The organism is Paenibacillus mendelii (assembly GCF_024498075.1).
Lineage (GTDB): Bacteria > Bacillota > Bacilli > Paenibacillales > Paenibacillaceae > Paenibacillus_Z > Paenibacillus_Z mendelii.
On sequence record NZ_JANHOF010000014.1, the window covers coordinates 88,841 to 103,987 of the forward strand.

The 15,147-nt window shown below is 47.4% G+C and carries 12 protein-coding genes and 1 pseudogene; 5 read left to right on the forward strand and 8 right to left on the reverse strand.

Annotated features, from left to right (window positions below; genetic code table 11):
* Positions 1–150: 150 nt before the first annotated feature.
* Together NNL21_RS28440 and NNL21_RS28445 are read right to left on the reverse strand one after the other, a co-directional pair.
* Positions 151–2,775 (reverse strand): right-handed parallel beta-helix repeat-containing protein, encoded by a 2,625-nt coding sequence (locus tag NNL21_RS28440; RefSeq protein ID WP_204821535.1) that lies wholly within the window; start codon positions 2,773–2,775, stop codon positions 151–153.
* A 192-nt stretch (positions 2,776–2,967) separates the two neighbouring features.
* Complete coding sequence (locus tag NNL21_RS28445) at positions 2,968–4,578, reverse strand: MDR family MFS transporter (protein WP_204821534.1); 1,611 nt, start codon at positions 4,576–4,578, stop codon at positions 2,968–2,970.
* A gap of 299 nt (positions 4,579–4,877) precedes the next feature.
* Here NNL21_RS28445 and NNL21_RS28450 point away from each other — a divergent pair, with 299 nt between their 5' ends.
* On the forward strand, positions 4,878–5,417 hold the full coding sequence (locus tag NNL21_RS28450) for an NADPH-dependent FMN reductase (RefSeq protein ID WP_204821533.1): 540 nt from the start codon (positions 4,878–4,880) through the stop codon (positions 5,415–5,417).
* Positions 5,418–5,599: 182 nt separating this feature from the next.
* On the opposite strand, the gene NNL21_RS28455 is transcribed toward NNL21_RS28450, so the two are convergent.
* On the reverse strand, positions 5,600–6,910 hold the full coding sequence (locus NNL21_RS28455) for an aspartate aminotransferase family protein (RefSeq protein WP_204821532.1): 1,311 nt from the start codon (positions 6,908–6,910) through the stop codon (positions 5,600–5,602).
* Positions 6,911–7,420: 510 nt separating this feature from the next.
* Between NNL21_RS28455 and NNL21_RS28460 the strand changes: the two genes are divergently transcribed.
* From NNL21_RS28460 to NNL21_RS36890, 4 genes are all read left to right on the forward strand, one after another.
* Entirely contained in the window at positions 7,421–7,594 is a 174-nt protein-coding gene (locus NNL21_RS28460; RefSeq protein WP_204821531.1) for a hypothetical protein, read from the forward strand.
* A gap of 97 nt (positions 7,595–7,691) precedes the next feature.
* The gene (locus tag NNL21_RS28465; RefSeq protein ID WP_204821530.1) at positions 7,692–7,967 is read left to right on the forward strand and encodes a hypothetical protein; all 276 of its coding nucleotides are present in this window, start codon (positions 7,692–7,694) and stop codon (positions 7,965–7,967) included.
* Complete coding sequence (locus NNL21_RS28470; protein WP_204821529.1) at positions 7,964–8,245, forward strand: transposase; 282 nt, start codon at positions 7,964–7,966, stop codon at positions 8,243–8,245. The genes NNL21_RS28465 and NNL21_RS28470 overlap by 4 nt, the downstream gene beginning before the upstream one ends.
* Positions 8,246–8,308: 63 nt before the next feature.
* Complete coding sequence (locus tag NNL21_RS36890) at positions 8,309–8,740, forward strand: transposase (protein WP_373567607.1); 432 nt, start codon at positions 8,309–8,311, stop codon at positions 8,738–8,740.
* A 518-nt stretch (positions 8,741–9,258) separates the two neighbouring features.
* Here the strand turns inward: NNL21_RS36890 and NNL21_RS28475 are convergent.
* The 5 genes and pseudogenes from NNL21_RS28475 to NNL21_RS28495 all read right to left on the reverse strand — a co-directional run bounded on the left by NNL21_RS28475 (position 9,259) and on the right by NNL21_RS28495 (position 15,001).
* The gene (locus NNL21_RS28475) at positions 9,259–9,867 is read right to left on the reverse strand and encodes a dihydrofolate reductase family protein (RefSeq protein ID WP_204821528.1); all 609 of its coding nucleotides are present in this window, start codon (positions 9,865–9,867) and stop codon (positions 9,259–9,261) included.
* Positions 9,868–9,942: 75 nt separating this feature from the next.
* Positions 9,943–10,902: pseudogene (locus tag NNL21_RS28480) on the reverse strand (sigma-70 family RNA polymerase sigma factor); the annotation flags it as partial.
* A gap of 625 nt (positions 10,903–11,527) precedes the next feature.
* A complete protein-coding gene (locus NNL21_RS28485) occupies positions 11,528–12,091 on the reverse strand; it encodes a hypothetical protein (RefSeq protein WP_204821526.1) in 564 nt (187 codons plus the stop codon).
* A gap of 286 nt (positions 12,092–12,377) precedes the next feature.
* The gene (locus NNL21_RS28490) at positions 12,378–13,667 is read right to left on the reverse strand and encodes a Gfo/Idh/MocA family protein (RefSeq protein ID WP_204821525.1); all 1,290 of its coding nucleotides are present in this window, start codon (positions 13,665–13,667) and stop codon (positions 12,378–12,380) included.
* A 284-nt stretch (positions 13,668–13,951) separates the two neighbouring features.
* Positions 13,952–15,001, reverse strand: coding sequence for a LacI family DNA-binding transcriptional regulator (locus NNL21_RS28495; protein ID WP_204821524.1), 1,050 nt, complete (start codon positions 14,999–15,001; stop codon positions 13,952–13,954).
* Positions 15,002–15,147 lie beyond the last annotated feature (146 nt).

Consider the following 15,147-nt stretch of genomic DNA (forward strand, 5'->3'; position numbering starts at 1 on the left):
AAATAGTCCCATGACTTAAATCCCGTGTAATAGATAAACATTTTAGCCAGCGAACATACAACAAAAATCTCGATACCTATTCGAATCGGCCACCGGAGTGGCTCCATGACGAATAAGTATCGAGATTAGGGCGAATTTGAATGATGCAGTCTAATTATTAACCGTTAACGTATACGAGGCCATCTTCCCGCTTGCCGGTAACTGGGTCGCTTTGGAATCGTTGAGTACAACACAGATTCCAATTGAAGCGCCCTTCATGATACTCAAGTCCTTAAGCGGCACTAGCGCTTCGACTAACTCTTCATTCACAATATAGCCAGCAATAGATTTGAGCGAGGTCAATTTCTTCCACGACCAGTTCGTACCTTTACCCGTATATTGATACAGTGTACCATCCTCAACTAAATAATCCGCACCACCGGAGCTCCAATAGGAACTCTTATAGCCGCTTGTGCTATTATTATCTGTATCCATGTAGATTTGCGTTTTGCTGGACAGCTTGCTGCCATCAACAAGTAAGTACAAATATTCTTTGTCATTTCCTGCCTTTAATGCCTTCGGATTCGAGCTGCCCGAGCTGAGTGCAGTGATCCCGTTCCAATCCGACTTCAGACCGTCGATTGTGAATATAGGCGAGGCTGGTTGTGGTGGCAGCGGCATCTCGTATTTCAGAAGCTCTCTGCCGCTTGGAAGCTTATGCTCGGATGAGTCCTTCCAAACATATCCGATGCTGAAAACGCCTCCTTGCTGAATCCCCATATCCGATAACGCAAGTGATGTCTCCAGAACAGTATTGGTAAGCACGAAGCTTGGGGTTCCCTTGTACGATTTAACCTCCACCCATGACCAATTCGTTCCTCCTGATCCATTGTACCTGTATAGAATTCCATTCTCTAATAAATAATCAGCGCCGCTTTCACTCCAATGAGGCGCCTTAAAGCCCGTATCCGTGCTGGCATCGGAATTGATAAATAACTGCCCCTTCTCTTCCAGCAAGGTTCCCGTAACCAACACATTCAGGTTATCACCCGCAGCAATAGCCTTTATAGTGTGGACATTTGAACGGCCTTCGCCTAGAGCAGGAACTTCACTCCAATCTGAGATGTCCCCGTCGATCTTGATGCCCGTCCCGTTGCCTGTCGATGGACCCGGTTCTGGCTTTGGATCCGGTGTTGGGTCTGGCGTTGGGTCCGGCGTTGGAATTGGTGAAGTGTTCTGGATGAACTCATAGGCGCCGATATCTACTTTTTCACCCGCTATTCTTATATTGCCATCCAGATCAAGAGCACCAGCCCCTCCTGCCAAAGCGTTGGAGCCGCTGCCTATCGCCGGTGATCCGCTTCGCAGATGAACATCCTGATTGGATTTATGAACAAACATCGGATCAGCAAACAGGGAGTTTGCATCAAACCCAGTGGCTTTCTTATAGTCACTCCAAGAACGATACGAGGAACCGCTCCATGACCACGGACTCCCGTTCTCTCCATCAGGCTTATAATATAAGTTATAATCGCTGATGTTGCCCGAGCCGCTTCCGTTCCGTTTCTGTACAAAAGTTTTCTTCGCGCTGCTATATAGAATGTTATTAGAAATAATATTGTTGTATGTGTTATATTGCAAAGTGATTTCACCAAAGCCCTGCTTTAGGGTATCATTTTCCACAATCGTATTGTTAATAATCTTATTATCTACCGATCCGCCGTTCGATGGCCCTGAGCCGCCCATTATGATGCCTGCGCCTTCGTTGTGATAGATATAATTATTACGTACCGTAATTCCGCTAGCGCTCTTCCCTTGCTTCTCGCTTGCAATACTGATGCCGAAATCATTGGCAAAAACATGATTGCGCTCAATAATGATATTGGCCGAACCGTCTGCGTAAATCCCTGCTGCAATATGTTCCTGGTCATATGCTGGATTCGTCGATGTATCAATGTTATACACTTTATTGTCCGCAATCGTACCATTGCGTGCTTGATCCGTACAAGAGCTTGAGCATGCTCCATAAAAACCTGCAAGATCTATTCCAATATTGTTATTGTCGTGTATGACATTATTATCAACAGAGAAACCATCCACATTGCCACTTACAGTGACTGATTCACTTGATCCTGTTGTTAAATGGTGAACCTCATTACCGCTAATGCGGATGTTCGTCAGCGGTGTAGTCGAGTTTCCATATATTATAATGCCATGAGCATTACCTTCACTAGAACTATTCACGATATGGTGAACATCGTTATTAAGAATATGAATATTACTTCCGCTTTGCTGCACTTTGATAGCGGCAGGGAATTGAGAGCTGCTTGAAGTTGATAAACTCCGAAGCTCAAAGCCATCTACGATGATATAGCTGACATCCGACATACTAATCAATGCGCTCTTTCCGCTCGCTATCGTTAGCCCCGAGCCGTCAATGACTGGTTTCTCGCCTGGATAAGCCTGAAACGTTATGTACCCTCCGCTTTGGGACCCGGATGTTCTTATCGCAACGAATTCTTGGTATATGCCGCTTCTAACGAATATAGTGTCTCCCGCTGCAACGGTATCGGCTGCCTTCTGGATGGTTTGCCAAGGAGAGGAAATCGTGCCTGGATTATTATCATTGCCATCGGCAGACACATAATAGACTTGCCCGCTAGCCGCCGAAACAATACGTGTTGGAGGGAAGATTTGGACCGTAATAATCATCATGGTCATAAGAATGAGGTAGAACCACCTTACATATTTAAAGCCAGGAGTATGATGATCGACCTTCTTCATATTGTGAATCAACGTCCCCTCTTCCAATTTTTATTTATTATAGCAGACAAGCGGTCAATGTACATTACAGAAATTTTACAGTACACCCAAATGAAGAGTATAAAGAGGTTCTTGATGAATAGTAAAAAAAGTCCTGCAACGGGACCTGAGACGCGCAAAAAAGGGGTATCGGACTGAGATCCGATACCCCTTTGTAAGACCCATTTAATGTGCTTTTGCCGGCTGGAGATTGGGTTCAGATGTATCGGGTGCCGTGTCATTCGTAGTACGCAGCGGAATTTCCTTCAAGAAGAAGGTAAGAACGAGCCCAAGGCCTACCAATACCGCGCCAAGCAGAAAGACGGTGGACAAGGTATCCCTCAATACGGTACGCAGCATGTCGACCATTTGAGCGAATAGAGGCTGCGCCTCCTCCGGCAGCTTCGATTGCAGCTCCATGAGCAAAGGCTGGTCCATCAGCGATCTGGGATCCATTAGCTTTGATAATTGTGCTGCTGTTTCGGGATCGGCACGGGATAGGTCTACACCTGATCCACCCGTCATCGCTTGTTCCAAATTACGCATCATAGCCGAGTTCATGACGGAACCGAATATCGCGATCCCTATCGTGCCTCCCAAGTTTCGGAATAGCGTTGAGGTAGCTGTAGCCACGCCAAGCTGAGTAGGGGGCAGCACGTTTTGTACGGTCAAGGTAAATACTGACATACTGAGCCCTAATCCGATCCCAAAAACAGTCATGCTGACGACAGCCATTGCCACACTGTGCATGTTGGCCATTAAGAGCATGCTGACGATCATAACGGCGATGCCGATAAGTCCAAATCGCTTATATTTCCCGGAGTTGGAAATCCAGCGTCCGACCAAGGTGCTAAGGACAATCATCGTGATGGACATCGGTATATTCACAAATCCCGATTGGGTTGGCGTCAGCCCTTCTACCCCTTGCACGAAGAAGGGCATATAGATCATGGCGCCCATCATGCCAGCATTCATCAGAAAGCCCACCGAGAGTGAGATGGTTACAATGCTATTCTTAAATAACGACAGCGGCAGTACAGGACTATCCGCTTTCCGTTCGATAAGCACCAGAGTAATAATGCCGATTACGGTTGCTCCGAAGAGACCGATTATTTGTGCCGAATCCCAGGCGTACTTATTGCCCGCCCACGAGAAGCCCAGCAATAGGGCGACGATCGATGCGGAAAGCACAAGTGATCCCCAGTAGTCGATCAACTCCACGGAAGACCGTGTCGCTTTGGGAAACATCATCCAGATCATGATGAAGGCAATAATACCAAGGGGGAGGAAGATCCAGAACAGCCACTTCCATGCCATATGATCAATCATGACTCCTCCAAGAGTAGGACCCAGTATGCTGGAGAAGCCGAATATGGCCATCATGATTCCGGTCCATTTGGCCCTTTCGCGCGGAGCGAACAAATCACCTACGGCCGTAACCGTCGTAGACATCAGAATACCGGCACCCACGCCTTGAACCGCACGAAAAATGATCATCTGATAAATGTCTGCCGACAGCCCTGTTAGGAACGAACCAATCATAAAAACGATGATACCAACGAGTAAAAAAGGCTTTCGTCCGTAAATATCGGATAATTTCCCTACGAGTACAGTCGAAATCGTTGACATCAGCATGAAAGCCGTAATGACCCACGAATAATAATCCATCCCGCCCAGGGATGCAATGATCCGAGGCATTGCCGTGCTTACGAGCGTCTGGTTAATAGAAGCAAAAAACATTGCCGCCATAAGCGCGATCATTATCGTTACTTTTTGTTGCTGGGAAAGATGGTTCATTACACTCACCCGCCTTATTCTTCTAAAAAGTAAATTCTCCATCCATTTATCAAAATATTCATTCATCATAATCGGGGAGCAGCGACCTTAAGAGCAGGAAATTAGGGAACAATAATCGTGAAAATAGCTTAATCATTGTTACCCTTTCCCTTAAAGCTAACTATTCGTAAGTTACTTGACATTATCAATCTGATTCGTTATTATTATCTCATGTTCAGAATACTTGAATTTAAGACAGTTTACCCGTGGTCGTGAATACAACCACTCTGGAAGTACTCATAAAAGAGGAGGAATAAGAAATGTCGAAATTAAATATCGGAATTATTCTAGGAAGTACTCGTCAAGGACGTCTAAGTCCACAAGTAGGGGAATGGGTCAAACGTGTTGCCGATGAACGTGGAGATGCGAATTATGAAATCGTAGATATCGCTGACTTCAAGCTTCCGCTATTAGGAGAGGCCGATGCTACGGAACAAGCGACTGCTTGGAATGTTAAGCTGGCCAGCTTGGACGGCTTCGTATTTATCGTTCAGGAATACAACCACAGCATCTCGGCTTCATTGAAGAATGCCCTTGATTATGCGCGTGATGCTTGGAACAATAAAGCAGCGGGTATCGTAAGCTATGGTTCCGTAGGCGGCGCTCGTGCAGCTGAGCATCTGCGCGGAATCTTGGGAGAATTGTCCGTAGCGGACGTTCGTGTACACCCAGCGTTGTCGCTGTTCACCGATTTTGAGAACGGATCTGTATTCAAGCCGGCTGATCTTCATCTCGTGAACGTGAATGGCATGCTTGACCAAGTTCTCGCTTGGAGCGGTGCATTGAAAACATTGCGCTAATACCAGCCTAACCTCTTTAACCGGGAGGACACTTTTCTCAAAGTGTCCTCTCGGTTTTTTGCATGCATAGCCGCTTATACCCGCGTCAACTGCATGTCTGCTCCAAAAACAAATAAAAAAACGGCATTTCTGCCGTTTTCTGCTGCATGTATGGATGGACAAATTAAGAATAAAGCTTGCCCTTATGATTTCAATTGTGGAAGGACGCGGTCGATAGCTGCGAGCGTTCCATCAATATCGGATTCACTATGGGCGGCAGACAAATACCACAGCCCATTCGGGCGGAGAAGCACGCCTTCGTGCAATACAAGCTCTGCGAATCGTGCATATTTGGCCGAGTCGCGCTTGTTGTAGGTTTCGAAATCGATCACCTCTGGCTCATCCGTGAACATGACATTAAACACGGGACCGATTTGATTGACAACAGCAGGAACTTCATGCTTGGCAAACAGCGTCCGTATCCCTTCCGTCAACTTATCGGTCAGCCTTTCCATCTGAACGTATGCCGCGCCGTTATCCTTAGAAAGCTCGCGAATCGTCGCAATGGCTGCCGCCGTCGACACACTGTTTCCGTTTAATGTACCGAGATGGCTCACCGTGCCTCCGTCGATCAGCTTCATTATATCTTCCTGTCCGCCTACCGCGCTGATGGCAATTCCACCGCCGAGAGCCTTGCCTACAGTCACTAGATCTGGCGTAATACCTAGCCGCTCCTGGGCGCCGCCAATCGCAAGCCTGAACCCGGTAATGACCTCGTCCATAATCATCACGATACCCAGCTCTTTCGTTAGCGAGCGCATCAATTCTAAATAGCCTGGTGCAGGGTGAATACATCCGGAATTGCACATAACCGGCTCCGTAATGACCGCTGCGATCTCCGCATGACGTTCCCGAAGAGTTGATTCCAGTACCTCAGGATCATTCCAGGGAAGAAGAATAATATCGGACAAGCTGCTTTCACTCTGACCATTCGTGCCTGGCAGCACAGAGCCACTGCCGCTGGAAGCATGGCCTTTCATATCTGCGCTCGGGAACGAGGTAAAGATGCTGTCGGACCAGCCGTGGTAATGACCGTGAAACCGGATTACCTTGCTTTTTCCAGTATAGGCGCGAGCCAATCTTAACGCCAGCATAACCGCTTCAGTGCCTGAACCGCTTAGTGAAACCTTATCCGCGCAGGGCAGTACCTCGCATAAGAGACGCGCCAGCTCGATTTCCCCTTGATGCTGTATGCCGTAAGTGTACCCCTTTTGCATAGCCTCCACGATACTTGCCGTTAATCCCTCATGCGCATGACCAAGAATTAGCGGACCATACGCCAGCATGTAGTCTATATATTCGTTTCCGTCCGCATCTTTGATACGCGATCCTTTTCCGGACTCTGCGTACAAAGGGACCGGTTTCATAGATGCTCGTAAGGAGCTGGCAACCCCTCCTGCGAGATAGCTGCCTGCTTCTGCATAATTCGCTGTCGACACTTGAAATGTAGTCAAAACAAACGCCTCCTTGTATGTATCTCTATTTAATTGACAACCCGCGTTCGCATGCAGCTCATGCAAATACGATGAACAGCCTGATTCGAACCGACATACCCCTTGACGATCGCCACAATGTTCGGAAGTCTGATAGGACTATAGTTTTTCGTTGTTTTTTTATACTAACAAAACATGTGTTTTATATCAAGAAATATTTTTTCTATACATGTAGATTAGATTTAGACAGCATATAGAAGCCTCACGATACGTGAGTCTCCTTAAGAGATGCTAATCCTGTCGGTGTGGAGGGAGTAATTGTGCTCCGCCGCTTGTCGTGATTTTCATACAAAAACGGGGCCTCGAAAGGCAATGTCATTAAGTTAAGGCACAGGGCCAAAAAATCAAGAAAAAAGAGCAGGTTATCGAAAAGATAGCCCGCTCTTTTTTTGCATGGAAACGAAAAAAGAACTTGACAAGCGGATGGGAATGTGTGGCGAAGCCCCTTGAAAAAACGAGGAGGTTTCGCCAATGAATGAGTACGCCAATAAGCTAAAAGAAACGCTGACATCCCTCATACGAGAAATGGCAGCCGCACCAGCACCTTATGTCAAAAACCCTGAAAAAGATTTTACCCGAAAGAAAAAGCTGCCCATTGAAACGGTTATGCAACTCCTGATCTCCATGGGGCAACAGCCTCTATAAGGAACTCCTGGAATCGCAGGGTTATGACGTAAACACCGCAACCACTTCTGCTTTTGTACAGCAGCGCAATAAAATCCTGCCGTCTGCTGTGGAATTCTTGTTTCACAAATTTACACAATCGTATACGAATATCAAGGACTACCGAGGGTATCGATTGCTTGCCGTTGATGGTTCGGATTTGCATATCGCAACGGATTCTACCGACACGGACTCCTATTTTCAAAGTCAGCCGGACACGAAAGGCTATAATCTTCTGCATTTGAACGCAGCCTATGACCTCTGCAACAGAATTTACGTCGATGCCATTGTACAGCCGCGAAGGCTATGCAACGAGGGAAGGGCGCTGGCGGCTATGGTTGATCGTTCCCGATGAAGGGCAAAGCCATTGTTACTGCCGATAGAGGCTATGAAAGTTACAACAATTTCGCGCATATTGAACGCAAAGGGTGGAACTACGTCATACGGGTAAAGGATCTGGATTCCAATGGCATTCTTTCGGGCTTGCGTTTACCTGTTAGCGGAGAGTTTGATATTAACGTTCATCTGACACTCACCAAAAAACAAACCAAAGAGGTCAAGGCTCATCCCGGGATTTACAAGTTTGTCCCTTCTACTTCTACCTTTGATTTTTTGGATTTGCAGGATAACTAGTTTTACCCGATTTCTTTTCGGGTTGTTCGTTTCGTCCTGCCAAAAGGCGCTTATGAAACCGTCATTACGAATCTTTCTGCCGCTGAATTCCTACCCGATGAAATCAAGTCCATTTATAACATGCGATGGGGCATTGAAACCTCTTTCAGGGCATTAAAATACACCGTAGGTCTGACGAGTTTTCATGCAAAGAGACGGGAGTCCATCACCCAAGAGATTTTCGCAAGAATGATCATGTACAATTTCGCTGAAAGGATGACCTCGCACGTCGTCATTTCCCAAATGGATAAACGGCACACCTACCAAGTCAACTTCACGGTTGCCGTTCACGTATGTAGACATTTCCTGCGCTCACGAGGCAATGTGCCCCCGCCCGACGTTGAAGCGCTGATTCGCAAAAACATTTTGCCGATTCGACCCATTCACCCAGGGCAAAAGAATACGCGCAAAATCCGCTCGAAATCATCTGTTAGCTTCGTCTACAGAGTAGCATAATTCGGTTCCCGTGAACATTTTTTAAGCGGATATTCCATCCGCTTTGTTTGCTGTACGCTTTTTCCTTGCTTGCACAAAAAAACAAACGGCACAGGGCTTTTTCCCATGCCGTTTCGGATTCCATTTTAACTTAATGACATTGCTTTTCGAGGGGGTCATTTTTTTTAGGAGGGATTATATGCGAACCATTAAAACCTGGCAGGACGTCTTCGACCTATTTAGTGCCAAAACCATCCTCGAATCATTAGTTGAACACGTTGAAGGGTTAACTATATGTGCTTCCTGGCCATTTTGGATACGACTATGCCTAAAGGCTAAAGCTTGCGACAACATAACATCAATCTTTTTCATAGCATGCGCGATCACTCACTGGGCGTATGTTCGTGTGTTTGATCAAAGGTTCCTTCGTAGGTAGTCAAGGTGAGCTGCCTTTCGGCGTGCTGTGTTAACAGACGGTCCATTGCACTTTATCAACTGGGTAGCTGTTTGTGTTAACAGTAATGATCTGCCCGGTTGAGCTAAGCTTTAGCGGGTCTGTAGGTTACCAAGAGGGAACCAACCTTAAGTGTTTTGACGTCCACGAGATGGAATTCCTTCTGCTCTTTAAGATTGTCAAACAAATGCTCACCTACGTTGACCACAACCGGGTGCATGACTATCTGATATTCGTCAATAAGATTTGCGTTTGCAAGTGATCGCACGAGCGTTGGACTACCGAAAATAACAATGTCGCCACCGTCACCATTTTTTAGGTCCTTAATTTGCTCTTCTATATTACTGCCAGTCAATTGTTTTGGAGCTTCAAATTCTCCCCATTTTAGATTGTCGAGCGGGCGGGCGCTTGTTACAACTAGTTTGTGGGCGTTGTTTATCTTATCACCCAGGCTTGAACCTCCATCGTCCCGTTTGGACCCTCGAATAGTCGGCCACTTTCTAGAGAGGTCTTCGTAGGTTCCACGGCCAAGCAAAATGGTATCAGCTGTCTCGAAAATATTTAATAGATACTGAGAACCTTCCTCAATGCCGGCGCTATTTCTCCAGACCGCCCAGTTAGTTTTGTCCTCGCTTGGGTCGCCAGTGACAACTCCATTAAAAGTACTGTGAATGAATAGAATGATTTTACGCATGAACTATCATCCTTTCTATCTTTGATAATCGTAATTTTGTTTCTCATTTATTTAGACGAAATTAGATTACGATATTCATCGGTGTATTTGTGCAGGAAGCCCAAATCGGGAAAATAATTTTGTATTAATGAAATTTTGGACGTGGTATATTTGCTTGTCCTTTATTTCAATAATGTGAATACCCCAGGGTACCAAGTAGGAGTCTTCACCGCTTGGCACATACTGTGCGAAAGCAGGATAACCCCCATTCGCCGTAATCGGCAAAAACCGGGATCCCTCACAATGCCAGCGTGTAAGCGCAAAAAACTTGAACAAATCGTCTTTGCCGCGTACCCACCTTGCGAAAGGCGGCATTGACAGACGGCCCTCCTCATGAAACAACGCTACCAGCGCATTGATATCAAATTGTTCGAAGGCTTCCACATACCGTGATAGCAGCTCACGATCAGGTTCGACATCCATCATGCTAAACTCGTTAGAATGAAGTTTCGCTCGGTCCATCGTTTCTCTGGCTCTTTGCAGGGCGCTGTTAACCGCAGCCGGCGATATTCCTAAAGTTTCTGCGATCTGTTTGGAGGACCATTCGAATACATCCTTCAAAATAAGAACCGCACGTTGACGGGGGGGTAAGATCTGTAAGAGTGTAATAAAACAGAGTTTAAGGGTATCTTTGCGAATGAAAATATCTTCCGGACTCCCCGAGAAATCAGGGGCAGGCCAAATCCAAGCTGAGTCAGGAAACTTTTCGCGGAGTTCGACGATGAGTACCGCTGGGTCGGATAGGTCAACGGGACGCGTGCGGCGTTTGGCTTGTCTTAGCTTGTCCAGGCATAAGTTTGATGCAATACGATAAACCCATGTTTTGAATGAGGAATCCTGCCTGAATGAATGCCAACTTTGCCAAACACGAATAAAGGTTTCCTGAACAGCATCGTCTGCGTCATCGATGGATCCTAGCATTCTGTAACAGAACGATGTTAACTCAGGCTTTAAGTTCTCAAATAACTGAAGCTCTAATGCTGTTTCGTTCATCTTGGCCTCCTTTTGACGGGCGAAACACCCTTTTCACACATGCCACAGAACCGATCGTCTCCATTTTATAAGCCACTTATTCGTCTTTAATAAAATGAGAAAGCACTACCTGAATAATGGGGGGCTCAAAACATATACTTTGGGATACTCTCACTATTGAGCTGACTGTGTTGAAACCTGCCATGTAACACCAAATTTATCTATTACTTGTCCGTATAACGGTAGCTTCGTCTACAGAGTAGCATAATTCGGTTCCCATGAACATTTTTTAAGCGGATATTCCATCCGCTTTGTTTGCTGTACACTTTTTCCTTGCTTGCACAAAAAAACAAACGGCACAGGGCTTTTTCCCATGCCGTTTCGGATTCCATTTTATTACCGGTGTTGTCTCTGGGCTTAACTTAATGACATTGCCTCGAAAGGTCCCGTTTTCCTTGATATTTAGGGGTTATGATGTATGGATTACATCATACCGCCCATTCCGAACATGAAGAAAATCCCTCTGAAGAGACTGCTCTTGGTTCGAAATTGATCTCATGAGAAGCCTCTCTCCATTCAATCTAGTCCTATCGGCTTTTCCCAGAAGTTTCTACTGGAAAAACCGAAAAAATATCTCCCCGGCTCCGCTTCATTGCACGACATACCAATTCTCGCCGCTCTTGCGCACCGTAACGCGAGCTGCTTCGATGTCGGCCCACTCGATCTTCTTGCTCATCGTATCCGAGGTCCGGTAATCGAATCGCACCTCGAACACATACGACCCGTCATTCTGTTTGACGCCCTTGCCGATTTTGTAGCGCTCCAGCCAGGGACTGGACACGCCCGTCATCCAATCGCCGTTCTCAAACATTTTCAGTTGGCCGGCGCGGCTGTCGGGATGGAGTATAGCGTATTCCCAAGCGCCATTACGGGCGTCAATTGCGGCCGCCCACGTCTCGACCGCTTTCTGCGGCGTATCTGCCGACAAGGCTTTTTCTAGCATGCGGACACGCTGCTCCAGCCTGTGCACGCGCTGATCCAACCGTTTCAATCTGTCTGCTTCGTCCTTCGTTAAGCTCGGCGATTGTTCCGTAGGATTCGCGCCGGCCGCCCCTTCCTTTTCCATCGTTGCCGGTTCACCCTGCCGCGCCCCACAAGCCGCCAGTCCAACCACGCAAGTGAGCAATACGACGGATTTCAACAATTGCTTCAAACCCTTCACCCCTTCTTCTTCCACTACTGGAAACTGACGACATAAAGTTCTGAATTGTTGCACCTCGTAACGGCAAGCGTAATCGAAAAGTGATACCAAGCTGTTCGCATAGTATGATTTACATCATGCCTAATAAAAAGAGGCTTCTCTTGGAGTTCACGGTGAACTTAAGAGAAGCCTCCTCTAATTATATGCGGCCAAAGTATGACCACGCTGGGTTTTCCTCACGGAAGGTCCCCGATGCATAAGGGCTTGTGGCCCTTCTTACATTATGCCGCCCATGAGGTTAGAGGCTGTTTTCAACTGAATGGTTTCTGGGATCTATGGAACAAAGAGTATCGGCATACTCGTTCAGATCGATCACCTTCCCCCCGTTCAGACGCGACTCTTCCGCAGCAAACGCCATCAAGTGGCTGCGGACCGAAGCGGATGCGGATGTCAAGCTCTCCTGGCCGTTGTAGTTCCTCACTTCATTTAGGAAGCTGCTGACGATGCCGGTATCGCCTCCGCCGTGGCCGCTGGATTGGACGGCAATGGTCGTTTCCGTTTTCTTATGAGTAAGGAAATCGAACAAAGTGATTTTATCCCCTTCTCCGCGCAGTTCCCCTCGTGTCCCCATAATTTGGATGCGCCGTTCCTGCTCGAAGGTAAAGCCGCACATGCTGAAGATAGCCGTTGCTCCGTTCGCGAACTCCATGTTGACGACTTGATGGTCAACCACGTTGTTATCGCTCGTGTAGACACAACGACCGTAGTTCGTCTCTCGCAATCCCTGCACGATCTTTTCTTGCGAAAGATCCTGCGTAAAATGTCTCGCCCAGCCCTTGAACTGGTCACTCAAATAAAAGCGCGGCGCAGAATAAGGACAGTCTGATTGAACCCAGCAATCGAGGCACCGTTCTGCAGCCCCTTCCGGCGTGTTTCCCTTGTGGAAATGTTTCAGCGAACCAAACGAACTTATCTTCGTGCACGGCTGATCCATCAGCCATGATAGGACATCCATGTCATGGCAAGACTTGGCGAGAATCATCGGACTCGAATGTTCGGAGTTATTCCAGTTCCCTCGGACGAAGCTATGGGCGATATGCCAGTAGCCGACATTCTCGTTCAACTGAATCGAAACGACCTCGCCGATTTGCCCCCCTTGAATCAGCTCCTTGATCGTGCTCCAGAACGGAGTGTAACGTAGCACATGGCAGATTGTAAGCAATCTGTCGTTCTCTTTGGCGACCCTCTCCATCTCAAGACATTCCTTCGGATCGGGAGACATCGGCTTCTCCAAAAGCACATGATACTTTTTGTTCAGCGCGTAGATTGTAGGGTGGAAATGCATTCGATCCTGCGTACAAATGACCGCGATATCCGCAAGTTTCGGCTCCGCCAGCAGCGGCTCCCACGATTCGTACACTCGTTCCGCCGGAAGGGCATGGGCTTCAGCGAACTTTGCCCTCCGTTCGGGGTCAGCTTCCGCTACGGCGACAAATTTGAGTTCGTGCGGATTATAGAGCGAATACGGAGCATAACTTTCTGCCCCGCGCGCACCCGCTCCGATCAGAATGGCTGTCAGTTGCTTCATGTTGATCCTCTCCTTGTCATCTCTACTTGAAACTTATGTACCAGTCAGTTTTCATTTGGTGTATCGGTCAGAACGCATTCATTTTTTGTCCAACTTCCCTTTAATAAGGCTATCATATTTGGAGCAAATACCACGTTTCAATGGTTTTTTTGGATCCGAATTTTCATAATGCGACTGGAATATACTTTGTTTTCTCATAAAAATACCTCTAACGCGGTCCACCCAACTGGGTTGAACTGCGTTTAGAGGTCGTCGCTGTCACCAAGGGCAATGTAGATTGTCGTTCAGCATTCCATCTTTATGAAAGACGATGATTCCCGCAGCACGAGCTCAAACGGCAGCAGCACTTTGAGCGGTAGCGAATAGTGACCTTCAAGGTAATCAACCAGCGTTTTGGCAGCTACTTCGCCGATTTGCGTTTTCGGCACTTGTACGCTCGTCAGGGGAGGCGACGTATACTGCGCGAAATCGATATTATCCATGCCGACGAACGCGATGTCCTGAGGAATGCGACAGCCTTTCTCTGAGGCGGCGCGAAGTGCGGGAATCGCCAGTGCGTCGCTTGCGCAAAACATTGCCGTCGGCCTCTCATCCTCCTTCAACCGTACGAGCATGTCCGACATTAAACTGTAGCTCATATCAACGTTCCAATTGGCATTTATTATCCAACCTCCATTCAACCCGAATCCCGCTTCGAGCATGCCAAACTTGTAGCCTAAAAATCGCTCATCTCCTTCCAATTCTTTAGAGAACGTTGGTCCCCCAATGTAACCGATTTTCGTATGTCCCTGCGCAACCAGATGCCTGACGGCAGCACGGGCGGCAGACATGCGGTCGCAGTCGACAACGGGTACGGACAAGCTGTCGTAGTTCAGGCTGACGCCGAGCACACGTACGCCTTCTTCCTGCAAGACCTCGAACTGCTCCTTATTGTACCAGGCGAATGCAAGTATGCCTTTCACCCCCGTTTCCCGGATCAAAGAGCGCAGGTATTCGGGGCTTCCGACCTCCTCCATCGACATGAAGAACGCGGGAGTGCGCCCGAGCTCGTGCATCTTCTTGCGGAAGCCGGACAAAACGGCCGTAAAATACGGATGAAAATCAAATAACGACTGCGGCATAATGCATCCTATCGATTTCTCGGGCGGATGTTGCAGGTTCTTCGCCTGCGGTGTCAGCTCTTCCTCTATTTCGTAGCCAATCAAATTCGCTGCTTCTAACACCTTGCGCTTCGTCTCTTTGCTTACAGGGCGAGCCGCATCATTGCTGATTGCGCGCGATACAGTGGAAATCGATACCCCGACCCGATCAGCGATATCCTTCAATGTCGGCAATTTGACACCTCCTCGTTTCATACACATGATAAACTTTGGCGGAATTTGGTGTCAATATTAGGTAGGCGATTTTCGCTAAACGTAACGCCGACCTCTTGTTTAATATCGACCCCATTGTCCGTCCACGTGGATAAACGCATTTTCAT

Excerpts from the sequence above, each read along its gene's own strand:
- NNL21_RS28445 (WP_204821534.1), bottom strand. The coding sequence starts at position 4,578 with ATGAACCATCTTTCCCAGCAACAAAAAGTAACGATAATGATCGCGCTT.
- NNL21_RS28450 (WP_204821533.1), top strand. The coding sequence starts at position 4,878 with ATGTCGAAATTAAATATCGGAATTATTCTAGGAAGTACTCGTCAAGGA.
- NNL21_RS28460 (WP_204821531.1), top strand. The coding sequence starts at position 7,421 with ATGAATGAGTACGCCAATAAGCTAAAAGAAACGCTGACATCCCTCATA.
- NNL21_RS28470 (WP_204821529.1), top strand. The coding sequence starts at position 7,964 with ATGAAGGGCAAAGCCATTGTTACTGCCGATAGAGGCTATGAAAGTTAC.
- NNL21_RS28475 (WP_204821528.1), bottom strand. The coding sequence starts at position 9,867 with ATGCGTAAAATCATTCTATTCATTCACAGTACTTTTAATGGAGTTGTC.
- NNL21_RS28490 (WP_204821525.1), bottom strand. The coding sequence starts at position 13,667 with ATGAAGCAACTGACAGCCATTCTGATCGGAGCGGGTGCGCGCGGGGCA.